The organism is Streptococcus infantis (genome assembly GCF_019929665.1).
GTDB lineage: Bacteria > Bacillota > Bacilli > Lactobacillales > Streptococcaceae > Streptococcus > Streptococcus infantis_H.
Genome location: NZ_JAHZPZ010000001.1, coordinates 22,745 through 46,134, shown reverse-complemented (window position 1 = coordinate 46,134; position 23,390 = coordinate 22,745). Strand labels below are relative to the sequence as shown.

The window sequence follows — 23,390 nt, the reverse complement described above, 5'->3', positions numbered from 1 at the left end:
AACTGCTCTTTCTTATTTATTTTGCATAATCAACTGCTCGAAGTTCACGAATCACGGTTACCTTGATATTTCCTGGGTAATCGAGATTGTTTTCGATTTTCTCACGAACTTTGTGAGCTAAGATTGTGACCTTATCGTCCTTGATTTGACCTGGATTTACCATGATTCGGATTTCACGACCTGCTTGAAGGGCAAAGCTATTTTGAACTCCTTCAAAGCTATTAGCGATTTCTTCTAAATCATGGAGACGTTTGATGTAGCTTTCAAGTGATTCGCTACGAGCTCCTGGACGGGCTGCACTTAAGGCATCCGCTGCAGCAACGAGAACTGCAATCACACTTTCAGGCTCTACATCTCCGTGGTGACTAGCAATCGTGTTAATCACAACTGGATGCTCTTTGTACTTGCGAGCTAATTCAGTACCAATCTCAACGTGACTACCTTCTACTTCTCGGTCAATGGCTTTACCAATATCGTGAAGGAATCCTGCACGGCGGGCAAGAGCTGCATTTTCACCAAGTTCGCTAGCCATGATACCAGCTAACTTAGCCACTTCGATTGAGTGTCGCAAGACATTTTGTCCGTATGAAGTACGGAACTGCAAGCGACCCATGATCTTCATCAAGTCTGGGTGAAGGTTTGGTGCACCGATTTCATAGGCTGCAGCTTCACCATATTCACGAATTCTGTTATCAATTTCTTGACGGTTTTTCTCAACCAACTCTTCGATACGAGCTGGGTGAATTCGTCCATCCTTAAGCAAGGTTTCCATCGTCATACGGGCAATCTCACGTCGGATAGGATCGAAACCTGACAAGGTTACCACTTCTGGCGTATCATCAATGATGACATCAACCCCTGTCAAACTTTCAAAAGTACGGATATTGCGACCTTCACGACCAATGATACGACCTTTCATAGTATCATCAGGCAGATGAACTGTCGAGTTGGTAGACTCAGCTACATACTCACCAGCAATTCTCTGCATCGCTTGGGATAAAATATCCTTAGCAAGCTTATCTGAACGTTCCTTGACTTCTTGCTCCGCCTCACGAATGCGGCTAGCAATTTCCTTGGTCAAGTCTTCTTCTGTTTGAGCTAAGATAATATCTTTTGCCTCTGACTGAGTCAGACTTCCGACACGCTCAAGTTCAGCTTGCTTTTGCTTTTCAATTTCCTCTAGTTGCTCTTCACGTGCATCAAGGTTTTTTGCTCTATCAGAAATACTTTGTTCTTTTTGTTCAAGTGTTTTTTCTTTGTTCGTCAAATTATCGTCTTTACGGTCAAGGCTCGTAGCTCTCTCCGTCAAACGACTTTCGATTTGCTTGAGTTCTTGACGCTCCGACTTAAATTCAGCGTCCACTTCTTCGCGGTATTTTCTGGCTTCCTCTTTAGCCTCCAATAGTGCTTCTTTTTTAAGGGATTTGCTTTCGCTCTTGGCTTCATTTAGTAATAAATCCGCTTCGCGCTCAGCTTGTCCTCGTAAATTAGTTGCTTCTTGTTCAGCATTTAAAAGCATCAACTCTGCAGCCTCTTGTGATGATTTCATCTTGACTGAGATGCTGACATATCCAATGACTAAACCAATGATGACGGCAAAAACAACTATAACAATTGTCATAATTTCCATGTTTTTACCTCAATTTATTTGTTTATCTGAATGACATGCATTCTTATACATTTTACCACAAAAAAATATTTTTAACAAACCTTAAATAGAAGTTGTTTTAGTTATTTTTAGGAGCATTATCTTCATTTTCCTTAGTAAAATAAGCTTCTTAAACCTAACTATTTTTTAAAAGAATTTTTTTGCAAAAAATAAGAAAAAAGTCCACCTCAAAGTAGACTTAGTTCGATTCGATTCTGATTGGCACTCGGCCGAAATTCTGTTCTGCTATACTAGGGTGTCCCAGTTGATAGATTTGGTCTGCCTTTTGGGTTATGGCATCCCAAGGTTCTTTACCGATTCGGCTAACTAGATTGACCTGCTCCTTGAAAGCTTTAAGGTGTTGTCTACCTTTTTCGGTAAAACCTAGGACATGAATGGCTTCTGGCAAGTCACTTTCTCTAGCCTGGACCAAGATATAGGTCAAGAGGCGTCGCACACGCGCCTTGGTGTAGCGTTTGGTAGCCACTAACTCAACCAATTCCTCAATAGATTTTGCTATTTTGATGGCTTCCTTAATACGTACAGCCATCTCTTGATTGACCTGATAAATAGTACTTAAATCTGGATTTGACAAGATTTGATAGCGTAAAAGTGAAAAATAATCTTCCCAGCTCACCTTACTAGCATTTTCAAAGAGATTAACAGAAGGCATAAAGCGTTCTAAGAAATCTGAGTCTGATTGATGCTGACGGATGGCTGTCGCCGAAGCAAAGTCCACATCCTTGTCCACAGAATGATATCCTGCTCCCTGACGTTGAATTGGATGAAGTTTGATATTTCTTCCAGCAACTGCCTTGGCGTAGGCAAGAGCTAAGACATGATTGGGCGTATCACCCGAAAAATCAAGACCTGCAAATTCCTTCCACATGGCTTGGGTTTTCTGAGGGTAGGAGAGGGAATCAGGTAGATTGTCCACAAAATTCTCCATCTCTTGACTACGCTCTGCATATAAGTTAGCAATTTTCTGGTAATCTAGAACTTCCTCTGTCCCAAAGGAAAGGGTATCTATGCCCAAACGAGCCAAAACAGCCACTGCACCTTGACCGAAAAAATCCGCCGCTTGAACACTGACTAAAAATGGCAATTCTACTACCAAGTCTGCTCCATTCTCTAGTGCCATCTGGGCCCGAGTCCACTTGTCCACGATAGCAGGCTCTCCACGCTGCATGAAATTCCCAGACATGGCAACGATTTTCAGCCCATCCGCCTGTTCTAGCAGGTATTTATGGCCATTATGAAAAGGATTGAACTCCGCTATAATACCTGTAATGGTCATGATGTTCTCCCTTTCTAATGACGAAATCTACGATACCACTCAGGCAATCTCCCTCTCCAGTTAAGCCATTGTTTTTCTCCTACTGGAAGGATTTCTGCTAGTTGTTCATTACTATAATTCTTTTGCAGTTCAGGATAAGCTATCAACATCGTTGGTCTATGGCATCCGGCAACCGTCATTGGCCATGTTCCATACATTAGCATATGTCGGATATCATCCTCCGATTTTATTTCATTTACTAACATATCAAAAAGTTTCTTAGACATATCGTAAACAACTAACTCTGAAAATACGGTTCCTTCTTCCTGAACATAAAAATATTGCCCATCTTTTTCCCAAAGCGTTCCATTTTGACGGATACGATTAAACTGCGATACTTCTTCCCAAGAATATTTTGATCGAACCATATCAACCTCCTACTTCTGTGCCACAAAAAACCAACGAGTACTGGTTTCTGTAGGCTCCTTATCCTCAAAGTCAGCATAAATCTTGAAGGACTTAAAACCAGCTTGTTCTAGCAGAATATCATAGGTCAAGACCTCATAAGTCCGCTCCTCATGAACTTCGTCGTGACGACTAAAGGAACCATCCGCTTCCTTGATAAAAAAGGTCAACTCATGCACGATAGAATGTAGCGCTGCATCCTCGTAGGTATCCCAAAGCATGGCAAAGTCTTCTGCATTTTCATGGTAAGAATAGCCTGGAAAAACCTCATCTGTCTGGTAGGTCGAATGCACATCAAAGATGAAGACCCCATCTTCATTAAGGGCATTATAAACTTCCTTAAAGACATCCCCTACTTCCACCTCATCCTGCATGTAGCAGATTGAGTCCGAGTAACATGTGACAAAATCGAATTTCCCTGCCTTGGATAAATCCAGCATATTGCCTTCCATAAAATCAATCTTTTGCTTGGCTGATGCCGCTCTCTTCTCAGCAATCTTCAACATGTCCGCGCTCAAGTCCAGTCCAGTCACATCAAAACCTGCTTGAGAAAAGCGAACGGACTGGATTCCTGTACCACAAGCCAGCTCCAAGAGTTTCTTTCTCTCCTTAGTCTTGGGCAAATGCCGGAGGGAAAAATCCGTCCATTTATCGTATAAACTATCATCCATGACTGCATCATAAACAGCCGCAAAAGTCTCGTATGTTGCCATTATTAAGATACAAAGAGCGTTTAAAACGAAGAGAAAATAGGTATCTTTCTGCCGTATCATCAGATACAAAGGAAGTAATTCTCTTTCTCTCAGTTTTTAGCTCGTGTTCAGTTTCAACATTACCAAACACGACGCCCTTACCTTTCTAACGATTTTCTTCTAAAATAAGCAAATAAAACCCAGTTGATTACAACTGAGTTCATCTACTAGGCTAAAGCTTCAGATAAATCTACTGAATTTGCCTCATGCCATAGTTTTTCTAGGTTATAGTGGGCACGCATTTCTTCTGAGAAGATATGCACAACGATTCCACCAAGGTCTAGCAAGACCCAGCCTCCAGCTGCATCGCCTTCAACATGGCTACCTTTAAAGCCAGCTTGAGCTACTTTTTCACGGATATTTTCAGCGATAGCATCCAACTGACGGCTATTCATTGAGCTCGTGATAACAAAATAGTCTGTCACACTGGTCAATTCTTGTACGTCAAGTGCGAGGATATCCTCCGCACGTTTCTCATCAGCCGCTTTCACGACTAGTTCTAGTAATTCTTTTTCGTTCATTTATTCCTCTTTCTAGAAAATATGTTTGTAATCTACGACATCTGCAAAGCGCCCCTCCCAAATGCCCTCATAAAATTCATTTATCGTTTCTGCTGGAATATCTTTCCCATCAAACGTTGTGCAAGTTTCTTCTGGAATAATAAGCTTATAGCCATATTCAAAAGCAACCTTGACAGAGGTATCCACACAATATTCTGTCTGCATACCACATAAAACTAATTTTTTAATCCCCTGTTTATCCAAGTATTCTTTTAAACCAGTTTCTTTGAAAATACTATTATACTTCTTCTGAAAGACCTTTTCATCAGGTTTTCGATTTAAAAGAGCAGATAACTGCCAATCTTCTGATGCTTGGGCTTCAGGGTTCTCAATATGTTGAACATAGATAATTTCGATATTCTTACTTCTAGCTTGGTTTTGTAAATAAGAAATTTTTTCCAATAGACCTTTTGTCTGAAACCCCGTTTCCACTAAAATATTTTGTACATCAATAATGATAAAAGCCGTCTTCATTTAGTCCTCTTTCAAATAGTGCACATAGGCGTTATAGGTTTCAAGGGTTTGGGGATAGATAGGAAATCCCTGGTGAGCCAAATGCTCTACAGTACGAGCTGTTTCATAGGCTACTGCCTTATTGAGTGACAAACTTGCAATCTCACGCGCCTGGTCCACCCCTGGAAAGGCACGATTATGCTCGATGTAGTCTGCGACGTAGATAACCTTATCAAGGTCCGTCATCTGACCAGCTCCAACTGTATGAATTTCTATTGCACGCAAAATTTCAGGATCTTTCAAATCCAAATCTTCCTGAATCTTGTAGATACCGACCATGCCATGCCAGACATTATTGCCCCAGTTTTTAAGATCAGGGTCCAGTTGATAACGGTCTATCAAATCTAAAAATTCTTGATCTGATAGCTTTTTAGCATAGTCATGAAGGAGACCTGCCAAACCAGCTTTCTCAACATCCACACCAAAGCGCTGAGCTAATTCTATGGCTGCACGCTCTACACCCAAACAATGGGTTAGACGTTTTTCAGGTAGGAGCTCTGTCATTTTTTCCAACAATTGTTCACGCGAACAGTTGATATAGTCTTGGTATGCCATCAGTAAAGCCCTTCTTTCTCGATATAGTCTAGCACTGGTTTTGGCAAGAGAAAGTTAGGTGTACGACCTTGGGCAATAAAATCACGTACCATACTGGATGAAATATCCATGAGAGGCACATCCACCCAGATGACTGGATAAGAAGTCCCAGCCTTGTATCGTGGTCGCTGAACTCCTACAAACTGAACGAGGTCGACCAGTTCGTCAATTCTATACCATTTAGGTAAATAGTCTACCATGTCAGCGCCGATGATAAAGTAATAATCTGTATCTGGATTCTTCTCTGTCAAAATCTTCATGGTGTCGTAGGTGTAGGAAATGCCCTTGCGCTCTAGCTCAATGGTCTCAATAGCTAAACCTTCGATTCCATCGATAGCCAATTCAAGCATCTTGAGGCGGTGGTGTTCAGAAATGGTTTCCTTTTTGTCTACGTGAGGTGGTTGGTATTCAGGCATGAGCAGAACTTGATCCAATCCCAACTGTTGGCGCACTTGGTCTGCCACGATAAGGTGGGCGTTGTGAACAGGGTTAAAATTTCCCCCTAAGATTCCAACTTGCTTACGTTTTTTATCCTTGATTTCTGGCTCTAACTCCACTTTTGTAAAGGGAGTTAACAGTTCGATTGCCATAGGCTAATCTCCTTTAGTCTTCTGTAAAAACAGTTTTTGGAGTATCATTCTTAGATTTCTTTAACTTTTTTAGAAATCTTGCGATTTTCCTTCTTGCTTGATTGTTTATACAAAATCAAGATACGTCCGATTTTTTGGACTGTATCCACGCCGATTTCTTCTTCCAAGATTTCAGCTACTTCGTGGATATTCTCATCTGTGTTTTGTAAGAGAGTAACCTTGATCAATTCACGAGCGTCAAGAGCCTGACGAACACTTGTTTTGATTTGGTCGTTGAGACCATTTTTCCCGATTTGGATGATGGGTTTGAGGGTATGTGCCTGGCTGTTTAGGAAGGCACGTTGTTTCGATGTTAATGACATATTCTTTCTTCCTTTTTTGATAGTTATTTTAGGTGGTGAGGGACGGTCGGAACTAATTTTCCAAAGATATCATCTTTGAAAAATGGATTTCCTGACCTCACAATTGAGCCTAAGTCTCAATTGTGCCCCTTGCCAATCTATGGATTGGCAATCACACCACGGCAATAACTATCTTTTTATGAGCTCACTTTGTTCGCTCGGTGATTTTATTTTATATAATGGCTTTTCGTGTGACGACGGCGACGCCTTCTGGTGCCCAAACGGCGACTTTAGCAGCCCCTGTTACACGAATCCAGCCTAGTCCTGAAATAACTAGGTCTGTCTTGTCTTTGATAGTAAAGACATGTTGGACCAGTTTTGGAAAATCTTCTTTTTCCTTGCTATTTGGCGGTGTGAGGAGAGTTCCCAGGTGCTTGTCGTAAAAGGCACTGGCTCCTTCTAGCTTGGTGCGGTGAAGTTTGAGTTCATTGTCAAAGAAAGCTGTGAAACCTTGCTTTTCTCCTGCAATAAAGTCAAAGCGTCCCAGTCCACCTAAAAACAAGGTTTGTTCAGGATTGAGCTGGTATGTTTTAGGTTTGATTTCCTTTTTAGGGCTGACATACTTGAGGTTTTTAGCAGTCAAGTAGTGAGCCATCTGGTGACGGTGGATAATCCCCGGTGTATCATAGATATAAGATCCGTCATCAAGCGGAATCTCAATCTTGTCCAAGGTTGTTCCTGGGAAACGTGAAGTAGTGATGACATTTTGATCACCCGTGATTTCCTGGATGATGGCATTGATAAGGGTTGATTTCCCAACATTGGTCACGCCGACCACATAGACGTCACGTCCCTTACGGTAGTGCTCAATCTTGTCGATTACTTCTCTGATGGCATGCTTGTTTTGTGCTGAAGTCAAGACGACATCAACAGGACGCAAACCTTCCTCGTGAGCGCGCTCCATCAGCCAGTGGGTTACCTTGCTATCCTTAACAGACTTAGGCAAGATGTCTTTTTTATTTCCAACCAAAAGCACATCATTACCTGAGACAAAGCGTGGCAAACCTGGGATAACAGAGCCATTGAAGTCAAAAATATCAATGACATTGACCACCAAGGCATCACTATCTCCTACCTCGTGCAAGAGTTTGAGGAAATCATCATCCGTCAACTGCACATCTGTAATTTCATTATAATGACGAAGACGGAAACAACGTTGGCAATATACTTCTCCAGTTTCCAAACCTTTTTCCAATGCTGACTGAGGTGTAAAACCCAACCCAGTCTTATCTTCCGTCTGAATGGTTGCTCCACAACCAATACAGAGAATTTCTTCCATAGTTAAATTCCTTTTTTATAAGTAATAGGTCCGTACTTCTCAGTGATTTGCTTCATAACACGACGTTCACGAGCTCGGTTGATTTGCGTTTTGATGGAATCGTGCTGCACCAAGGGTTTAACCAAAATCGAGCGAATTCCTGCACGGTGAGCTGCACGAATATCTGTCATGAGCTGATCCCCAACCATGACCACTTCATTTTTCTCATAGTGGAATTCTTTCATCGCTCGATCAATCCCGAAAGTAAAAGGCTTCAAAGCCCAGTAAACATAATCAATTCCAAATTTTTCAACTGCTCGTTGAACACGTTTTTTAGAATTGTTTGAGACTACGATAATGCGAATCCCTGCATCACGAAGATCATGCAACCATCGTTTCATCTCTGGAGTCCCGTCAGGGTTATTCCAAGCAATGAGAGTGTTATCTAAATCTACCAAAACAGCTTTTATTCCCTGTTTTTGCAGGCTTTCTACTGTCAAATCATAAACTGCTTCCACAGCAAAATCTGGCATGTAATGTTCAATCGCCATTCTGGCTCCTTCTCTTTTATTTCCTAGTAATTTTCTTCAGCCATTGAGATAAGGCTGCCCATAAAATCAAGCTAGCCATTAAGATATAAATCCAAGCATTTGGCTCTTCTGTAAATGGTAGAGGAACATTCATTCCGAAGAAACCTGTAATAACCGCAAGTACTGCTAGTAAGACGGAGATAATGGTCAAAATTGTCAAACTATCATTCAGGTTATTGTTTAGGATGTTGTTGTAAGAAGCGGAGAGTTGTTGCAAGACTTGAGAAATCAAATCTGTCATAGACACCAACTGATGGGCTTCAATCATCGCATCATCAAACTGCTCTCGTTCGACATCGTTAAATCTCCGATAAAGAGCATGACCTTGGATATGTTCCAATAAAAGTCGATTTTGTTTTGCCGCTGCTGTTAAGTAAACCATACCAGTCTCCAAGTCAGAGAGGGCGAAGAGATTTTTCTTTGTTGTTCTCTGACGAAGTAAGCTGTTGACTTCATCTTTACTCTTATCCATCTTTTCAATGATTGGATAATAGGCGTTACTAATGATTTCTAGACTAGCAAAAAGAAATTTGTAAATAGAAAGCAACTCATGGCTATCCAGATAAGCTAACATCTGATCAATGACATAAGCATTCTTATGGTTGCTGATGGTAATCATTCGTTTGTTTTCAACGATAAAGGTCATGGGAATCGCTTCATAGTAATCCTTGTCCTTTTCTAAGTCCAGAACATTGTAGATAAAGGTCACAGTCCCATTCTCACGGTTGTAATCCATATGGGCACGTTCGTTTTTATCCAGCGCATATTCGATGGTTTCCTTATCCAATCCGTAGATTTCAGATAAATCTTCAAGATTTTTAATTTTTTCTACATCTAGATTGATCCAAACACAACCATTTCCTAATTGCTCATCTAAAAACATCGTTTCTCCTTTACCAAACTCTTTCTATTGTACCATAAAAGAGGTAAAATTTCAGTTCTCTTCTTTCCTTGAAAAATTGCTAACCACAGTAATATTACGGTTGGGAACAAAGTGGAGAGCCTGGTCTTCACCTCTTAGTTGAGTGGTTCGAATTCCGACACTAACTACTTTTCCCGATACAGTAATGGGACCATTTGTCAAAATAACTTCATCTCCTACATCCAACTGGCGTTCAAAGAGAATAAAGAAGCCATTGATAACATCTGATAAGAAGCCCTGCGCCCCCATACCAATTGCAACTCCGGCAATCCCAGCACCAGCTAGTAAACTGGATACAGGAAGTCCTAGGATAGACAAAATGCAGTAAACTAAAAAGAAATAAAGGGTGTAATTAAAAATATTTTCTAATAAACGCGATATTGTCTTTTGTCGTCCTGCATCACGATTTGAATACTTAAGTGAAGGCTTGACAATTTTCTTGACAGCTGCGTGGAGAAGCTGTTTAGCTATGTAAAATAGCACAAATAAAATTAAAAGAGAAATCACTTTCGTTAAAAGATTCTCAAATACCGTTGTTAAATCTAGCTTATTAAAATAACTTTTAAAAAATTCTTGCATGTAAAACTCCTTTCTAATTATTATACCACAAAACGAAGTTGTGTCTGGCTTCATAAATATTCATTCTGCCTATACTATTATTAGATTCACTTGATTTCAAAACATATTTATACTATAATCAAACCACTACATGGAGAACAAATTATTTTCTCAATAACTCTCTTGGAATAGACCTTTCTACCTTACCTACTACTAAAACTTTAAAGCATTTATCTCAAGGAAGTATCCTATGTCTATCACACAACGCACTCTTAAACTAGTCCTGGCAACCTGTTTTGCTTGTTTACTAGCCTACTTTTTTGATTTGTCATCAGCTGTTTCAGCTGGTATCATTGCTATCTTGAGTCTTTCTGATACTCGAAGAAGCACGATCAAGCTAGCCCGCAATAGACTTTTTTCAACTCTTCTAGCTCTCTTAGTTGGTGTTATTGCCTTTCAACTAACTGGTTATCATATCTGGAGCTTTGGACTTTACTTAGCAATCTATGTTCCTCTAGCCTATAAACTGGGTTGGGAAATTGGAATCACTCCTAGTAGCGTTCTGGTCAGCCATCTCTTAATCCAACAATCAACAACACCAGCACTTTTACTGAATGAGCTCTTACTCTTCCTAATCGGTACTGGATTTGCACTTCTGGTCAATCTCTACATGCCTTCACGTGAAAAAGAAATTCAACATTATCATACGCTTGTTGAAGAAAAACTCAGAGATGTTCTTCTACGGCTTTCTTACTATCTGAAAAGAGGAGATGGCCGTAATCAGGCTCAACTTGTAAATGAACTTGATCAACTGCTTGAGGATGCTCTTAAGCTAGTTTACCTCGATCACTCTGACCATCTCTTTCACCAGACAGATTATCATATCCACTACTTTGAGATGCGGCAAAGACAAACGCGTATCTTAAGAAATATGGCTCAACAGATTAACACATGCCAACTAGCCGCTAGTGAGAGTTTGATTGTCGCTCAGCTCTTTTCAAAAACAGCTAGCCAACTGAGTCAAACCAATCCAGCCTACGACTTATTGAATGATATCGAGAGCTACCTAGAGGTGTTTCGCAATCGATCTCTCCCTAAAACTAGAGAAGAGTTTGAGACACGGGCTACGCTTCTACAACTCTTTCGTGAATTAGAACATTTTATCCAGATAAAAGTAGATTTCTACAACCGTTATTCTGACAAAAACAGTAACAAATAAAAACTTCTATCGGCAACTGAGTTGCTGATAGAAGTTTTTTGTTATGAATAGATTTAATTTTCGCGCTTCTTTCGAATCGACATGAGACTGATATCTCTCAAACTAAAGTAAGTAAGAGCCAGCATTCCCAATGTAATAAAGATTTCTGCTGGAAGTTGGAAAATCTGTAGGGCAGACAAGAGCAACAAGATTACGAGGGCAACAAGTCCAAAGACTAATATTACAACGTTGACCGTCCCCTTGATACTTTGAGGTGTCGCAAATACATAGAGTAGTAATAAGAGTATCCCTATGATTAAATAGACCATCTTTATCTCTTTCTAGCTCTTATTCAGCTGATTTTTTCTTTTTGTTTGCTTTCTCACGCTCTGCCTTGTTGAGGATTTGCTTACGCAAACGAATCGATTCAGGCGTTACTTCCATGTACTCATCGTCGTTCAAGAACTCAAGTGATTCTTCAAGTGTCAAGATACGAGGAGTTTTGATAACCGCTGTTTGGTCCTTAGTAGCAGAACGAACGTTAGTCATTTGTTTTGCCTTCGTGATATTAACAGTCAAGTCATTTTCACGAGAGTTTTCACCGATGATCATTCCTTCGTAAACCTCAGTACCTGGGTTGACAAAGATAGTACCACGTTCTTCGATAGACATGATAGAGTAGGTTGTAGCCTTACCAGCATCGATCGAAACAAGGGCACCACGGTGACGTCCGCCAATTTCCCCTGGAATCAATGGCAAGTATTGGTCGAAGGTATGGTTCATGATCCCGTAACCACGAGTCATTGACAAGAACTCAGTTGAATATCCAATCAAACCACGCGCAGGAACTAGGAAGACCAAACGAGTTTGACCATTACCAGTTGAAATCATATCCAACATTTCACCCTTACGTTCAGAAAGGCTTTGGATAACAGATCCTTGGTATTCTTCTGGAGTATCGATTTGCACGCGCTCAAATGGCTCACACTTCACACCATCGATTTCTTTGACGATAACTTCTGGACGAGATACTTGAAGCTCATAACCTTCACGACGCATAGTCTCGATGAGGATTGACAAGTGCAATTCCCCACGTCCTGAAACTGTCCATTTATCTGGTGAGTCTGTTGGATCTACACGAAGAGATACGTCTGTTTGCAATTCTGCTTGAAGACGCTCTTCAACCTTACGAGAAGTGACCCATTTACCTTCACGACCAGCAAATGGTGAGTTGTTAACCAAGAAGGTCATTTGAAGAGTAGGTTCGTCGATGTGAAGAACTGGAAGAGCTTCAACTGCATCTGTTGGAGTGATTGTTTCCCCAACGAAGATGTCTTCCATACCTGATACGGCAATCAAGTCACCAGCCTTAGCTTCTTGGATTTCACGACGTTCCAAACCAAAGAAACCAAAGAGTTTTGTAACACGGAAGTTCTTGGTTGTACCATCAAGTTTAGAAAGAGTAACTTGGTCTCCGACCTTAACAGTACCACGGAAGACACGTCCGATACCGATACGACCAACGAAATCATTGTAGTCCAAGAGTGACACTTGGAATTGAAGTGGCTCATCTGAGTTATCGATTGGAGCTGGAATGTGGTCAATAATGGTATCAAAGATTGGCGCCATAGTCTTTTCTTGGTCTGCTGGATCATCTGACAATGAAGATGTTCCGTTGATTGCTGAAGCATAGACTACTGGGAAGTCAAGCTGATCATCATCTGCACCAAGCTCGATGAAGAGTTCCAAAACTTCATCCACTACTTCTGCTGGACGAGCTGATGGTTTGTCAATTTTATTGATAACAACGATTGGGACAAGGTCTTGTTCCAAAGCTTTTTTCAATACGAAACGAGTTTGAGGCATAGTACCTTCGTAAGAATCCACTACCAAGACTACACCGTCAACCATTTTCATGATACGTTCAACTTCTCCACCGAAGTCCGCGTGTCCTGGTGTGTCCATGATATTGATACGAGTTCCGTTGTAGGCAACTGCTGTATTCTTCGCAAGGATGGTAATTCCACGCTCTTTTTCAATATCGTTTGAATCCATTGCACGTTCAGCTAATTCTGTACGCGCATCAAGAGTTTCAGATTGTTTTAATAATTCGTCAACGAGGGTTGTTTTACCGTGGTCGACGTGGGCGATAATCGCGATATTACGGATATCTTCTCTTAATTTTGTCATGATTTCCTCTGTTATATTCAAAATTTTATTTTCTAACTGAGCAATTATACCACAATTTTAAGCAAATGACTTAACTCAAGTAAGTGTAAATGTTTTCAAAAGAAAATTCATGACTTATCTTTTCTTTTCAAAAATCCCGACTTGTGATAAGATAGGCTGGTATGCGTTTAGATAATTTATTAGCCAAGAAAAAAATCAGTCGAAAAACCATGAAACAGGCTCTCCTAAAAAAAGAAATCTTAGTAGATGGACAAGTTGCAATTTCCCTTGCACAGAATGTTGATACGGGATTGCAAGAGTTGATTTTTCAGGGTAGAAAAATCCAAGGATATGAGCACACCTATCTCATGCTTCACAAACCAAGTGGTGTCGTGACAGCAAGCAAGGACAAGAAGCTCCCAACGGTTATGGACTTACTACCTCAACACCTCCAATCAGACCAACACTATGCTATCGGTCGGCTAGATCGAGATACGACAGGGCTCCTCCTCTTAACGGACAATGGCCCTCTAGGTTTTCAACTTCTCCACCCTCAATATCATGTCGATAAAACTTATCAAGTTGAGGTGAACGGCTTGCTCACACCAGATCACATCCAGCAGTTCAAAAACGGGATTGTCTTTCTTGATGGAACTATTTGTAAACCTGCTCAGCTTGAGATTCTATCTTCAAGCCCTAGTCTCAGCCGAGGCACCATCACCATCTCTGAAGGGAAATTTCATCAGGTCAAGAAAATGTTCCTCTCAGTTGGTGTCAAGGTCACTGCCCTCAAACGAGTTCAGTTCGGAGATTTTCTATTAGATCCTGATCTAGCAGAAGGTCAATACCGACCCTTGAATAAAGAGGAGTTGAAAATTATTAAAAACTACTTAGAGAAAAGTGGATAAAACAAAAAAGCTTTAAAACTAAAGCTTTTTTAGATTCTTGCTAAGCTATAAAATAAAGCGATGTCCAAAATCCAGCTAAGGACAGAAACTACGATCCCCACGATACTTAGGATTCTTTCTCTTTTAAAGTCTAGACCAGATTCTTTTTGACTTGAATTAGCTATGACTAGTCCAACGATACCTAGAATCAGTCCTACTATTGGAGATGGCAATCCAAGGACGATAGATAGGATACCTAAAACAAGTGATGCTTTTTTCTTTTGCTGCGCATTCATTTTATAAAAACTCCTTAATTTTGATACTCATTAATAATACCATAAAAACCGGCTTTATCTATTAGGTAACAAGTTTTAGAACTATACAAACCTGTCCCTGAGCCAGAAAGAATTGAAAATCATTAAAAACCACTTAACGAAAAGTGAATCAAACAAAAAAAGCTTTAAACATAAAGCTTTTTTTTGTTTTTTGATTAGCCAAAAATCATTACGAGGGCTGCAATCCAGTTAAGTACAGAGATGACAATACCTACGATATTGAGAATTTTTTCTGTTTTATACACTAGTCCAGATTGTTTTTCGTGCGAATTAGCCAAGACAAGACCAATGATACCCAAAATAAGACCTACGATTGGAGATAACAAACCAAGGACGATAGATAGGATACCTAAAACAAGCGATGCTTTTTTCTTTTCTTGCATAATAAAAACTCCTTAAAATTTATATTACTATTATACCATAAAAAATCGGTTTTCTATATTAAACATATGTGACAAGTTTTTTTCACATTGTTAATTAGATTTCACCTTCCCTGTCCAAGAATCCAATCCGTAAGAAAGGATATAGATTTCTGAGAAACCTTGTTTTTTCAAAAACAGTGCTGCATTTGTAACACGTTGCGCACGTTGGTTTTCATATAGAAGGACAGGTTTATCCTTGCGAAGAGCTGCAAGACTTGTCTTCAATTGATTAGAAGGAATATTACGAGCTCCGAGGATATGTTTTCTGTGGAAGTCAGCTGGATCACGCAAGTCAATCAACTGACCTATACGAATCAAAGACTCAAACTCTGCATTGTCTACGATTTTCGCTGCTCGACGAATGCGAAGATAGTTGTACCCCATCCATGCCAACATTGCTACGACAAGTCCCCATAATACCCAAGTTACCATAATACTTAATCTCCATTTTTTTCTAAATAGTCTAATTCTAGTTTGTGCTCTCTACGAAGAACAGCTTCCGCTTCTAGATAATCCAGCTTGTCCATCAAGCCTGCATCATAGATTCGAGAAAGTTCAATCTTCATCAGTTCAATGTCATAGAGACGTTTACCCATATAGACAAGAATACCGAACTGTTTGAGAAATTGTTGCACATCGTAGAGTGTTTTCATAGCTTTCATTTTAGCAAATAATCAGAGTTTTTTCAATAGTTCCCTTAAGGATTCCTTTTTCACTATTATCTGAATCTCTTCACACTATGACAAAGGAGAAAGCCTAGAGTCATTCCAACGATATTTTGCAAGAGATTTGGGATGATTTCCGGTATGGCTGCTCCCCAACCATTCATCCAAGCTGATGCCAAGGCATAACCAGCTACCATGAAAATAGTCGCCAAGACTAATCCTAGCCATTGCCATTTCCCTTTAACACCTGCCAAATATCCCTGCGAACCATGGAAAATCAAGCTGAAAACATCCACTGAGGATAACCTGAAATGAGGTCAATTAAGAATCCTGCTAAACCTCCGACAACGGCTCCTTCACGGCTACCAAAGTAAAAGGCTGTAAAGAAGACTCCAACGTCCAAAAGTGTAAAAATTCCGGTTGGGGTCGGGATTTTAATAAAATAACCTAATACAACCGAACTGGCTGCTAAGATGGATACTAGGGCGATTTTAGTTGTTTTGGTTTGCTTCATATTGTCTCACTCCATATTGATCTGCTTGTGCAATAGCTCGGTAAACAAAGGCTTTGGAACTTTCAATTGCTGGTAAGAGTTCCTCTCCCTTGACTAACTGGCTGGCAATGCTTGACGCAAAGGTACATCCTGCACCAGCATTTTGTCCTTGAATGACTGGATTTTCAAGAATGGTAAAATTCTCTCCATCATAAAAGACATCCACAGCCTTATCCTGACTGAGACGATTTCCACCCTTGATAATCACTGCTGGCGCACCCAAATCATGAAGTTTTTTGGCTGCATTTTTCATATCTTCCAGACTTTCAATCTTTTGATCTGCAAGCAACTCTGCCTCAGGAAGATTAGGTGTAATCACAGTCACATAAGGGAAAAAGCGAATCAACTCTTGACAAAGCTCGCTGACAGCAACATCATGAGTCTCCTTACAAACGAGAACAGGGTCCAAGACAACAGGAACACCTGTGCGCTCCTTGATAAAGTTGAGGGCTTTTTCAGCAACACCGACCGTTGGTAATAGACCAATCTTAATCCCTCCAAAGTCTACACTCTTGAGGCTATCCAACTGTTGTTGGAAAATAGTCTCATCAGTTGGAAAGACTTCAAAGCCATTTTCTGTCAAAGCAGTCAAGCAAGTCATGGTTACAAATCCATGCAAACCATTCAAAGTATAGGTCGCAAGGTCAGCAGCTAATCCACCACCACTAAAAATATCATTTCCTGAAAGTGCTAAAATACGATTATTCTTCATAACGAATCTCCTTCAAATACAAACCATTGGGTGCTGCAGTTGGACCTGCCAACTGTCTGTCTTTTTTCTCCAAAATCAGGTCAATCTGCTCAATTGGCATACGATTGTTGCCAATTTTCAGCAAGGTCCCAACCATATTTCGAATCTGCTTATAGAGGAAACCATTGCCTGAGAATGTAAAGGTCAAAAACTGACCTGTTTCGTCAACCCTAAGACTGGCTTCCGTGATCGTTCTTACCTTGTCCTCCACACTTGTTCCGGCAGCAGTAAAACCGGTGAAATCATGGGTTCCTTCTAATTTCTTCACAGCCTTTTGCATGCGTTCCACATCAAGTGGATAGGGATAGTGGGTGGCATAATGACGTCTCATAGGATTTTTAGGACGACCCCTATCCACGATAAACTCGTAGGTCTTGCTATGCTTGGCATAACGGCAATGAAAATCATCAGCCACTACCTCAATCGAAATGACATCTATATCTTCAGGACTTTGAGTATCGAGAGCAAAGCGAAGCTTTTCCTCATCCATCTGATAGGGAAGATCAAAGTGGATAACCTGCCCTAGCGCATGAACACCACTATCCGTTCGCCCTGCACCATGGATGGTAATGGCCTGCCCTTTATTTAATTTGGTTAAAGTTTTTTCAATTTCCTCTTGGACACTACGCGCGTGTGGTTGCCGTTGAAAGCCAGCAAAGGCGTAGCCATCATAGGAAATGATTGCTTTATATCTAGTCATGTATCTATTTTATCAAGAAAATTTCTCTGCAACAAGTTTGAAAACCAAAAATTGTACGGGTGCAGTTTTAGATATCAACTAGTCCTTACCTCGATTTTCTCATTATATATTTTCGTACAGGTACTTCAACCATTTGAACGATTTCAAATCCTTCTTTTTGGTAAAGATTGTAAGCTGTTTGATTTGCCTCGTAGACATTTAGAGAAATAGTATCTATGTCTTCATTTTCAAAGGCCAAACTAACAAATTTCCTTAAAGCCTGGCTACCTAATCCCTGCCCCTGTTTCTGAGGATTGATAAAAAATCTCCCGATATGAAGATTCCTGTCTTCTAGCCTGATTTTCTGGATAAGCCCCACAAACTCTTGTCCTTCAAATATTGAAAAAATTCCTTCCAGTTTTTGTAAGGATTGGACAATCAAGGGATAAGAAATTTTGGGTCCCATCCATTGCTTCTGAAAACTCTCTCCCAAAGCATTAGACCAGCGACAAATGAGTTGGGCATTTTCTATCTGAAGTCCTTTTTCAAAGTGAATTTTCATATTTGCTCCTAAAATTTCTCCTTTATCCAACTATTATACTCTTTCTCTTATTTTTTCCGAATTAATAAGTATGATTCATCTTTACTTTTTTCTTGTTGGAGCTATTCTTGCTTCCTTTCTAGGCTTAGTCATTGATCGTTTCCCTGAGCAATCCATTGTTTTCCCTGCTAGTCACTGTGATTCTTGTCAGACTCGCTTGAGACCACTGGATTTGATTCCATTTCTCTCACAGGTATTCAATCGCTTTCGCTGTCGCTATTGCAAGTCAAGCTATCCTGTCTGGTATGCTTTCTTTGAGTTGTCCTTGGGACTGCTCTTTCTAGCTGAGTCTGTGGGATTTTTAACTTTGGGGCAAGTCATCTTGATAACTGCCGGCTTGACTTTGGGCATCTACGACGTTCGTCATCAGGAATATCCCTTGATCGTCTGGCTAATTTTTCACTTAATCCTCATGTTTTTCTGTAGTTGGAATCTGGTTATGATTTTCTTTCTTATCTTGGGAATTTTGGCTCACTTCATCGATATCCGCATAGGTGCAGGGGATTTTCTCTTTCTGGCCTCTTGTGCACTTATTTTTAGCCTAACTGAAATGCTGATTTTAATTCAATTTTCTTCCACAACTGGCATTCTAGCCTTTCTCCTACTAAAGAAAAAGGAAAGACTACCTTTTGTACCTTTCCTCTTGCTTGCTGCTTGTATGATTATTTTTGGTAAGCTACTGCTTGCATGATAAAGTCAGCGATTTCTGCTACTTGTCCTTCATGTAGAGCCTTAACAATCTTGGATCCGACGATGACGCCGTCTGATACTGCATTAAAGCGTTCTACATCATCCTGTGTAGATACACCAAATCCTGTCAAGACTGGAATATCTGCTACTTGATGCAGTTGAGCCAAGTGCTTGTCCAAATCATCTCGGTAGTTTCCTGATTTCCCTGTGATCCCATTGATAGCAACGGCATAGACAAAACCTTCAGCTCCCTCAATGAGTTCCTTTTGACGCTCCATTCCTGTCGTCAAGCTGACAAGTGGAATCAGAGCAATGTCTGTACCTGCCAAGAAGGGCTTTACAAAATTAGCATGTTCATGAGGTAGGTCTGGAATAATCAAACCTTTAACCGCTGTATCAGAAAGGTCTTTAACCAATTTCTCCACACCGTACTGAAAGAGGGGGTTAAAATAGGTCATGATAACAAGTGGAACTTCTGTTTCAATAGTCTTCAAAGTTTCAACCAAAGCCTGGGTAGAGGTTCCGCAAGCTAGACTGCGCAAGCCTGCTTCTTCGATAACTGGACCGTCTGCAACAGGGTCTGAAAAGGGAACTCCTATCTCAATGGCAGACACACCCAAGTCTTCTAAAAAGTGGATTGTTTCAGCAAGTCCATTTAATCCTTTTTCATGGTCTCCAGCCATGATATAGGGAACAAAAATTCCCTTTTTTGCTGCTTTAAGAGTTGTCAATTTTTCGGTTAAGGTCTTAGGCATGAGCTTCTCCCTTCTTTGCTGCATCTGCTTCCAAGCGGTCTTTGACTTGAACCACATCCTTGTCTCCACGACCTGATAGACAGACGATCATAGACTTATCTGGTCCAAGTTCTTTGGCTAATTTCACCGCAAAGGCGATGGCATGGCTAGATTCCAAAGCAGGGATAATTCCTTCTACACGAGACAAGAGTTGGAATCCTTCCAAGGCCTCTTCATCTGTCACTGGTACATAGGTCGCACGTTTGATATCGTGGTAATGAGAATGTTCTGGACCGATACCAGGATAGTCCAAACCTGCTGAGATTGAGAAAGCTTCTAAGATTTGACCATGAGCATCTTGGAGCACATCCATAAGCGAACCGTGAAGAACACCTGGACGACCCTTGGTCAAGGTAGCTGCGTGGTGCTCTGTATCCACACCGAGTCCTGCTGCTTCAGCACCATACATAGCTACTGTCTCATCTTCCACAAATGGATGGAAGAGCCCGATAGCATTCGAACCACCACCAACACAGGCTACTAGGGCATCTGGCAGATTTTCACCTGTCAAATCACGGTACTGTTGCTTGGCTTCTCGACCGATAACACTTTGGAAGTCACGAACAATTTCTGGGAAAGGATGAGGCCCCAAGGCAGAACCAAGGATATAGTGGGTATCATCGATATTTGCAACCCAAGAACGAAGGGCTGCATTGACCGCATCCTTGAGCACGCGAGATCCATCTGTCACAGCCTCTACCTTAGCTCCTAAAAGCTCCATGCGGAAAACGTTGAGGGCTTGGCGTTTGACATCTTCCTCGCCCATGTAGATGGTACATTCCATGTTAAAGAGTGCCGCAGCTGTTGCAGTTGCCACACCATGCTGACCGGCTCCTGTTTCAGCGATAATTTTCTTCTTGCCCATGCGTTTAGCCAGTAAAACTTGTCCTAAGGCATTGTTAATCTTGTGGGCGCCTGTATGGTTGAGGTCTTCACGTTTAAGGTAAATCTTGGCTCCGCCGATATGCTGGGTCAAGTTTTTTGCGTAGTAAAGAGGAGTTTCACGACCTACATACTGGCGCAAAAGTTGGTTTAACTCCTCTTGAAAACTTGGATCTGCCTGACTTTCACGATAAGCCTCTTCCAATTCCAATACTGCTGTCATCAACGTTTCTGGGACAAAACGTCCACCGAATTTTCCGTAAAATCCATCTTTATTTGGTTCTTGATATGCCATTATTTACCCTCTCTATAAATCTTCTAATCTTTTCATGATCTTTTTGTCCGTTTGTTTCTACTCCGCTTGATACATCTACTGCAAAGGGAGAGAAATGCTGAATTGCTCTTGCTACATTGTCCTCATTTAGCCCGCCTGCGATGAAGAAAGGTTGGGCTAGTTCTGTCGTATCCAGTCGACCCCAGTCAAATGTTTGTCCACTCCCTGCGACAGGTGCATCAAAGAGTAGATAATCTGCCTGAGAATTGGGTACATGCCCCCTTTCATCGACCTGAACAGCCTGAATGCTGCCACAAGGTAAATTTTCAAATAGTTTATCTACTACCTGACCATGAACCTGCACCAAGTCTAAGCCAACCTTTTCAATCGCTTCTAGTAAGTCCTCCCGACTGGGTGAAACAAATACACCAACTTTATTCACATTTGTAGGAATGATCTTAGCCAGCTCTGCTGCTTGTTCCAAGGTCACCTGTCTTTTGCTAGGAGCAAAGACAAAACCAATGTAGTCTGCTCCAGCTGAAACAGCTGTTTTTACGGCTTCTTTGGTCGATAGTCCACAAATCTTAACCTTTGTCAATCTGCAACTCCTTGATTCTCTGGGCTACATCTTCTGCTTGCATGAGGGCTGTTCCTACTAAAATTCCGTTAAAGTATGGTGCTACTCGTTTTGCATCCTCCTCTGTAAAAATAGCAGATTCGGAAATGTAGAAGCAATCATCCTTAAAGTGTTTGGCCAACTCTACGCTGGTCTGCAAGTCGACTTCAAAGGTTGTTAAATTGCGATTGTTAACACCAATAATTTGAGCTCCAAGTCTATGAGCCACTTCCAGTTCAGCAAGATTATGAGTTTCCACCAAAACTTCTAGACCAAGATCTGTCGCGTAGTCGTAAAGCTCCTTGAGTCGTTTTTCAGATAAGGCCGCTACGATGAGTAAGATAACTGTTGCACCTGCATTGCGAGCACGGATGATTTGCTTTTCATCGATGATAAAGTCCTTGTTGAGCGTCGGAATCTCTACCTGACTGGAAATTTCCCGCAAATAATCCAAATGCCCTTTAAAGAAAACCTCATCTGTCAGAACAGAAATCATAACCGCGCCGTTAGCCTCGTAAGTCAGGGCCTGTTGTACGATATCCACATCAAGATTGATATCACCTAGACTTGGGCTTGCCTTTTTGACCTCAGCAATGATTTGCAAACGGTCTTGATGATTTTTTAAATATTCACTCAATCGATAAGTTTGACGCAAGGATTGAAGCTCCTCTCGCTCCATCTTTTCAACTTCACGCGCCTTTTGCTCTAGGATACGTGATAAAAATTCCTGACTCATCTTTGATACTCCTGTAATAGTCTGAGTTTTTCAAGGGCCTTACCACTGGCAATCACTTGACGTGCCAATTCAACTCCGTCCTTGATACTATCTGCTTTACCATTGGCGTAGAATCCTAGACCTGCATTTAAGACTGTTGTTTCCAAGAATGGACTTGGTTCGTTATTAAGAACACTGACAAGGATGGCTGCATTCTCATGCGCATTTCCCCCACGAATGTCCTCAATGGCAATACGTTCCATTCCCAAATCTTCTGGGGTAAAGGTTGACAAAGTGATTTCACCATTTTCAAGAAGGGCAATGCTGGTAGTACCATTCAAACCAGCTTCATCCAATCCTTCTGGACCAGCTACTACGATAGCACGTTTGCGGCCCATGTTTTTCAAAACCTGAGCTGTACTTTCTAGAAGTTCTGGACGACTAATTCCTAGAAGCTGTGTTTCCAAGACCATTGGGTGAATGAGTGGACCTGTCAAATTCATGATGGTTGGAATTCCCAATTCCAAGCGTGCTGGCATGATATATTTCATAGCTGGGTGCATGTTTTTGGCAAAGAGAAAGACGATTCCTGTTTGGTCAAATACCTTACCTAATTGTGCTGGTTTGAGGTCAATATTGATTCCCAAAGCTTGCAAGACATCTGCTGAACCAGATTTAGAAGAGATAGAACGATTTCCATGTTTGGCCATGTGGATGCCACCACCTGCTAAGACAAAGGCTGCAGTTGTTGAGATGTTAAAGCTAAATGACTTATCTCCACCCGTACCACAGTTATCCATAGCATCTTGAATGTTGGTTGGAATGTGTTGAGCATGTCCTCTCATAACTTGGGCGAGGGCTGTTCTTTCCTCAGGTGTTTCTCCCTTCATCTTGAGGGCTAAAAGGAGTGAAGCGATTTGTGCTTCTGTCACTCGCCCTGTTACGATGCGTTCGATCACATCTGTCATCTCAACACTTGATAAATCTTCAAAGTTCGCTAATTTTTCAATAATCTCTTTCATCCTAGTTTCC

The 23,390-nt window shown here is 41.0% G+C and carries 30 protein-coding genes and 1 pseudogene; 3 read left to right on the top strand and 28 right to left on the bottom strand.

Going from position 1 to position 23,390, the window contains the following annotated elements; genetic code table 11:
* Positions 1–16: 16 nt before the first annotated feature.
* The 13 genes from K1I61_RS00265 to K1I61_RS00205 form a co-directional block, all read right to left on the bottom strand.
* The gene (locus K1I61_RS00265; protein ID WP_223332581.1) at positions 17–1,630 is read right to left on the bottom strand and encodes a ribonuclease Y; all 1,614 of its coding nucleotides are present in this window, start codon (positions 1,628–1,630) and stop codon (positions 17–19) included.
* A gap of 217 nt (positions 1,631–1,847) precedes the next feature.
* Complete coding sequence (locus tag K1I61_RS00260; RefSeq protein WP_223332578.1) at positions 1,848–2,945, bottom strand: nucleotidyltransferase; 1,098 nt, start codon at positions 2,943–2,945, stop codon at positions 1,848–1,850.
* 14 nt (positions 2,946–2,959) lie between these two features.
* Positions 2,960–3,352, bottom strand: a complete 393-nt coding sequence (locus K1I61_RS00255; protein WP_223332577.1) for a hypothetical protein — start codon at positions 3,350–3,352, stop codon at positions 2,960–2,962.
* A gap of 9 nt (positions 3,353–3,361) precedes the next feature.
* Positions 3,362–4,102, bottom strand: a complete 741-nt coding sequence (locus K1I61_RS00250) for a class I SAM-dependent DNA methyltransferase (RefSeq protein WP_317627982.1) — start codon at positions 4,100–4,102, stop codon at positions 3,362–3,364.
* A 206-nt stretch (positions 4,103–4,308) separates the two neighbouring features.
* On the bottom strand, positions 4,309–4,662 hold the full coding sequence (gene rsfS / locus K1I61_RS00245) for a ribosome silencing factor (protein WP_223332573.1): 354 nt from the start codon (positions 4,660–4,662) through the stop codon (positions 4,309–4,311).
* Between the two features lie 12 nt (positions 4,663–4,674).
* Complete coding sequence (locus K1I61_RS00240; protein WP_223332571.1) at positions 4,675–5,175, bottom strand: cysteine hydrolase family protein; 501 nt, start codon at positions 5,173–5,175, stop codon at positions 4,675–4,677.
* Positions 5,176–5,769, bottom strand: a complete 594-nt coding sequence (gene yqeK / locus K1I61_RS00235) for a bis(5'-nucleosyl)-tetraphosphatase (symmetrical) YqeK (RefSeq protein ID WP_223332569.1) — start codon at positions 5,767–5,769, stop codon at positions 5,176–5,178.
* On the bottom strand, positions 5,769–6,398 hold the full coding sequence (locus tag K1I61_RS00230) for a nicotinate-nucleotide adenylyltransferase (RefSeq protein WP_004251404.1): 630 nt from the start codon (positions 6,396–6,398) through the stop codon (positions 5,769–5,771). Before K1I61_RS00230 ends, yqeK begins: the two co-directional genes overlap by 1 nt.
* 50 nt (positions 6,399–6,448) lie before the next feature.
* The gene (gene yhbY / locus K1I61_RS00225) at positions 6,449–6,760 is read right to left on the bottom strand and encodes a ribosome assembly RNA-binding protein YhbY (RefSeq protein WP_000060171.1); all 312 of its coding nucleotides are present in this window, start codon (positions 6,758–6,760) and stop codon (positions 6,449–6,451) included.
* A 211-nt stretch (positions 6,761–6,971) separates the two neighbouring features.
* Positions 6,972–8,078, bottom strand: coding sequence for a ribosome biogenesis GTPase YqeH (gene yqeH / locus K1I61_RS00220; protein WP_223332567.1), 1,107 nt, complete (start codon positions 8,076–8,078; stop codon positions 6,972–6,974).
* 2 nt (positions 8,079–8,080) lie between these two features.
* Positions 8,081–8,608: a YqeG family HAD IIIA-type phosphatase gene (locus K1I61_RS00215; RefSeq protein WP_223332565.1), complete on the bottom strand. Its 528-nt coding sequence runs from the start codon at positions 8,606–8,608 to the stop codon at positions 8,081–8,083.
* A gap of 16 nt (positions 8,609–8,624) precedes the next feature.
* Positions 8,625–9,530: a magnesium transporter CorA family protein gene (locus K1I61_RS00210; protein WP_223332563.1), complete on the bottom strand. Its 906-nt coding sequence runs from the start codon at positions 9,528–9,530 to the stop codon at positions 8,625–8,627.
* Positions 9,531–9,581: 51 nt separating this feature from the next.
* The gene (locus K1I61_RS00205) at positions 9,582–10,148 is read right to left on the bottom strand and encodes a mechanosensitive ion channel family protein (RefSeq protein ID WP_223332561.1); all 567 of its coding nucleotides are present in this window, start codon (positions 10,146–10,148) and stop codon (positions 9,582–9,584) included.
* 229 nt (positions 10,149–10,377) lie between these two features.
* On the opposite strand from K1I61_RS00205, the gene K1I61_RS00200 reads away from it, so the two are divergent.
* A complete protein-coding gene (locus K1I61_RS00200) occupies positions 10,378–11,346 on the top strand; it encodes an aromatic acid exporter family protein (protein ID WP_006152696.1) in 969 nt (322 codons plus the stop codon).
* Between the two features lie 53 nt (positions 11,347–11,399).
* Here K1I61_RS00200 and K1I61_RS00195 read toward each other — a convergent pair whose 3' ends face one another.
* The gene (locus K1I61_RS00195; RefSeq protein WP_004251425.1) at positions 11,400–11,654 is read right to left on the bottom strand and encodes a DUF3165 family protein; all 255 of its coding nucleotides are present in this window, start codon (positions 11,652–11,654) and stop codon (positions 11,400–11,402) included.
* A 19-nt stretch (positions 11,655–11,673) separates the two neighbouring features.
* Complete coding sequence (typA, locus tag K1I61_RS00190) at positions 11,674–13,515, bottom strand: translational GTPase TypA (RefSeq protein WP_004251427.1); 1,842 nt, start codon at positions 13,513–13,515, stop codon at positions 11,674–11,676.
* Between the two features lie 161 nt (positions 13,516–13,676).
* On the opposite strand from typA, the gene K1I61_RS00185 reads away from it, so the two are divergent.
* Positions 13,677–14,402: a 16S rRNA pseudouridine(516) synthase gene (locus K1I61_RS00185; RefSeq protein ID WP_223332559.1), complete on the top strand. Its 726-nt coding sequence runs from the start codon at positions 13,677–13,679 to the stop codon at positions 14,400–14,402.
* A gap of 29 nt (positions 14,403–14,431) precedes the next feature.
* Here the strand turns inward: K1I61_RS00185 and K1I61_RS00180 are convergent, their stop codons facing one another.
* From K1I61_RS00180 to K1I61_RS00145, 8 genes and pseudogenes are all read right to left on the bottom strand, one after another.
* The gene (locus K1I61_RS00180; protein WP_223332558.1) at positions 14,432–14,677 is read right to left on the bottom strand and encodes a DUF4190 domain-containing protein; all 246 of its coding nucleotides are present in this window, start codon (positions 14,675–14,677) and stop codon (positions 14,432–14,434) included.
* A gap of 194 nt (positions 14,678–14,871) precedes the next feature.
* On the bottom strand, positions 14,872–15,099 hold the full coding sequence (locus K1I61_RS00175) for a hypothetical protein (protein ID WP_004251438.1): 228 nt from the start codon (positions 15,097–15,099) through the stop codon (positions 14,872–14,874).
* Positions 15,100–15,189: 90 nt separating this feature from the next.
* Complete coding sequence (locus K1I61_RS00170; RefSeq protein WP_045615282.1) at positions 15,190–15,570, bottom strand: rhodanese-like domain-containing protein; 381 nt, start codon at positions 15,568–15,570, stop codon at positions 15,190–15,192.
* Between the two features lie 5 nt (positions 15,571–15,575).
* The gene (locus K1I61_RS00165) at positions 15,576–15,800 is read right to left on the bottom strand and encodes a YqgQ family protein (protein WP_024053574.1); all 225 of its coding nucleotides are present in this window, start codon (positions 15,798–15,800) and stop codon (positions 15,576–15,578) included.
* 56 nt (positions 15,801–15,856) lie between these two features.
* Positions 15,857–16,317: pseudogene (locus K1I61_RS00160) on the bottom strand (ECF transporter S component).
* Positions 16,295–17,068, bottom strand: a complete 774-nt coding sequence (locus K1I61_RS00155) for a bifunctional hydroxymethylpyrimidine kinase/phosphomethylpyrimidine kinase (RefSeq protein WP_223332557.1) — start codon at positions 17,066–17,068, stop codon at positions 16,295–16,297. The pseudogene K1I61_RS00160 and the gene K1I61_RS00155 overlap by 23 nt, the downstream one beginning before the upstream one ends.
* Positions 17,058–17,807, bottom strand: coding sequence for a tRNA pseudouridine(38-40) synthase TruA (truA, locus tag K1I61_RS00150; RefSeq protein WP_006148963.1), 750 nt, complete (start codon positions 17,805–17,807; stop codon positions 17,058–17,060). The genes K1I61_RS00155 and truA overlap by 11 nt, the downstream gene beginning before the upstream one ends.
* An 85-nt stretch (positions 17,808–17,892) precedes the next feature.
* Complete coding sequence (locus tag K1I61_RS00145; protein ID WP_006152739.1) at positions 17,893–18,348, bottom strand: GNAT family N-acetyltransferase; 456 nt, start codon at positions 18,346–18,348, stop codon at positions 17,893–17,895.
* A 70-nt stretch (positions 18,349–18,418) separates the two neighbouring features.
* Here K1I61_RS00145 and K1I61_RS00140 point away from each other — a divergent pair, with 70 nt between their 5' ends.
* Entirely contained in the window at positions 18,419–19,078 is a 660-nt protein-coding gene (locus K1I61_RS00140) for a prepilin peptidase (protein ID WP_223332556.1), read from the top strand.
* Here K1I61_RS00140 and trpA read toward each other — a convergent pair.
* The 5 genes from trpA to trpD are packed head-to-tail and all read right to left on the bottom strand — an operon-like array spanning position 19,050 to position 23,380.
* Positions 19,050–19,832 (bottom strand): tryptophan synthase subunit alpha, encoded by a 783-nt coding sequence (trpA, locus tag K1I61_RS00135; protein ID WP_223332554.1) that lies wholly within the window; start codon positions 19,830–19,832, stop codon positions 19,050–19,052. The genes K1I61_RS00140 and trpA overlap by 29 nt on opposite strands.
* Positions 19,825–21,048 carry a tryptophan synthase subunit beta gene (gene trpB / locus K1I61_RS00130; RefSeq protein WP_223332552.1) on the bottom strand — a complete coding sequence of 408 codons (1,224 nt, stop codon included), beginning with the start codon at positions 21,046–21,048 and terminating at the stop codon, positions 19,825–19,827. The genes trpA and trpB overlap by 8 nt, the downstream gene beginning before the upstream one ends.
* A complete protein-coding gene (locus K1I61_RS00125) occupies positions 21,026–21,625 on the bottom strand; it encodes a phosphoribosylanthranilate isomerase (RefSeq protein ID WP_223332550.1) in 600 nt (199 codons plus the stop codon). Before K1I61_RS00125 ends, trpB begins: the two co-directional genes overlap by 23 nt.
* Complete coding sequence (trpC, locus tag K1I61_RS00120; protein WP_223332549.1) at positions 21,612–22,379, bottom strand: indole-3-glycerol phosphate synthase TrpC; 768 nt, start codon at positions 22,377–22,379, stop codon at positions 21,612–21,614. Before trpC ends, K1I61_RS00125 begins: the two co-directional genes overlap by 14 nt.
* Complete coding sequence (trpD, locus tag K1I61_RS00115) at positions 22,376–23,380, bottom strand: anthranilate phosphoribosyltransferase (RefSeq protein ID WP_006146009.1); 1,005 nt, start codon at positions 23,378–23,380, stop codon at positions 22,376–22,378. The genes trpC and trpD overlap by 4 nt, the downstream gene beginning before the upstream one ends.
* Positions 23,381–23,390 lie beyond the last annotated feature (10 nt).

Bases quoted from the DNA above. Each gene is read 5' to 3' on its own strand.
- K1I61_RS00175 (WP_004251438.1), bottom strand. From the start codon at position 15,099: ATGCAAGAAAAGAAAAAAGCATCGCTTGTTTTAGGTATCCTATCTATC.
- K1I61_RS00185 (WP_223332559.1), top strand. From the start codon at position 13,677: ATGCGTTTAGATAATTTATTAGCCAAGAAAAAAATCAGTCGAAAAACC.
- K1I61_RS00215 (WP_223332565.1), bottom strand. From the start codon at position 8,608: ATGGCGATTGAACATTACATGCCAGATTTTGCTGTGGAAGCAGTTTAT.
- trpB (WP_223332552.1), bottom strand. From the start codon at position 21,048: ATGGCATATCAAGAACCAAATAAAGATGGATTTTACGGAAAATTCGGT.
- K1I61_RS00195 (WP_004251425.1), bottom strand. From the start codon at position 11,654: ATGGTCTATTTAATCATAGGGATACTCTTATTACTACTCTATGTATTT.
- K1I61_RS00255 (WP_223332577.1), bottom strand. From the start codon at position 3,352: ATGGTTCGATCAAAATATTCTTGGGAAGAAGTATCGCAGTTTAATCGT.
- K1I61_RS00205 (WP_223332561.1), bottom strand. From the start codon at position 10,148: ATGCAAGAATTTTTTAAAAGTTATTTTAATAAGCTAGATTTAACAACG.
- trpD (WP_006146009.1), bottom strand. From the start codon at position 23,380: ATGAAAGAGATTATTGAAAAATTAGCGAACTTTGAAGATTTATCAAGT.
- K1I61_RS00265 (WP_223332581.1), bottom strand. From the start codon at position 1,630: ATGGAAATTATGACAATTGTTATAGTTGTTTTTGCCGTCATCATTGGT.
- K1I61_RS00260 (WP_223332578.1), bottom strand. From the start codon at position 2,945: ATGACCATTACAGGTATTATAGCGGAGTTCAATCCTTTTCATAATGGC.
- yhbY (WP_000060171.1), bottom strand. From the start codon at position 6,760: ATGTCATTAACATCGAAACAACGTGCCTTCCTAAACAGCCAGGCACAT.
- yqeK (WP_223332569.1), bottom strand. From the start codon at position 5,769: ATGGCATACCAAGACTATATCAACTGTTCGCGTGAACAATTGTTGGAA.
- K1I61_RS00250 (WP_317627982.1), bottom strand. From the start codon at position 4,102: ATGGCAACATACGAGACTTTTGCGGCTGTTTATGATGCAGTCATGGAT.
- truA (WP_006148963.1), bottom strand. From the start codon at position 17,807: ATGACTAGATATAAAGCAATCATTTCCTATGATGGCTACGCCTTTGCT.
- K1I61_RS00210 (WP_223332563.1), bottom strand. From the start codon at position 9,530: ATGTTTTTAGATGAGCAATTAGGAAATGGTTGTGTTTGGATCAATCTA.
- trpA (WP_223332554.1), bottom strand. From the start codon at position 19,832: ATGCCTAAGACCTTAACCGAAAAATTGACAACTCTTAAAGCAGCAAAA.
- K1I61_RS00230 (WP_004251404.1), bottom strand. From the start codon at position 6,398: ATGGCAATCGAACTGTTAACTCCCTTTACAAAAGTGGAGTTAGAGCCA.
- K1I61_RS00240 (WP_223332571.1), bottom strand. From the start codon at position 5,175: ATGAAGACGGCTTTTATCATTATTGATGTACAAAATATTTTAGTGGAA.
- K1I61_RS00180 (WP_223332558.1), bottom strand. From the start codon at position 14,677: ATGAATGCGCAGCAAAAGAAAAAAGCATCACTTGTTTTAGGTATCCTA.
- rsfS (WP_223332573.1), bottom strand. From the start codon at position 4,662: ATGAACGAAAAAGAATTACTAGAACTAGTCGTGAAAGCGGCTGATGAG.
- typA (WP_004251427.1), bottom strand. From the start codon at position 13,515: ATGACAAAATTAAGAGAAGATATCCGTAATATCGCGATTATCGCCCAC.
- yqeH (WP_223332567.1), bottom strand. From the start codon at position 8,078: ATGGAAGAAATTCTCTGTATTGGTTGTGGAGCAACCATTCAGACGGAA.
- K1I61_RS00165 (WP_024053574.1), bottom strand. From the start codon at position 15,800: ATGAAAGCTATGAAAACACTCTACGATGTGCAACAATTTCTCAAACAG.
- K1I61_RS00155 (WP_223332557.1), bottom strand. From the start codon at position 17,068: ATGAAGAATAATCGTATTTTAGCACTTTCAGGAAATGATATTTTTAGT.
- K1I61_RS00170 (WP_045615282.1), bottom strand. From the start codon at position 15,570: ATGGTAACTTGGGTATTATGGGGACTTGTCGTAGCAATGTTGGCATGG.
- K1I61_RS00145 (WP_006152739.1), bottom strand. From the start codon at position 18,348: ATGAAAATTCACTTTGAAAAAGGACTTCAGATAGAAAATGCCCAACTC.
- K1I61_RS00200 (WP_006152696.1), top strand. From the start codon at position 10,378: ATGTCTATCACACAACGCACTCTTAAACTAGTCCTGGCAACCTGTTTT.
- trpC (WP_223332549.1), bottom strand. From the start codon at position 22,379: ATGAGTCAGGAATTTTTATCACGTATCCTAGAGCAAAAGGCGCGTGAA.
- K1I61_RS00140 (WP_223332556.1), top strand. From the start codon at position 18,419: ATGATTCATCTTTACTTTTTTCTTGTTGGAGCTATTCTTGCTTCCTTT.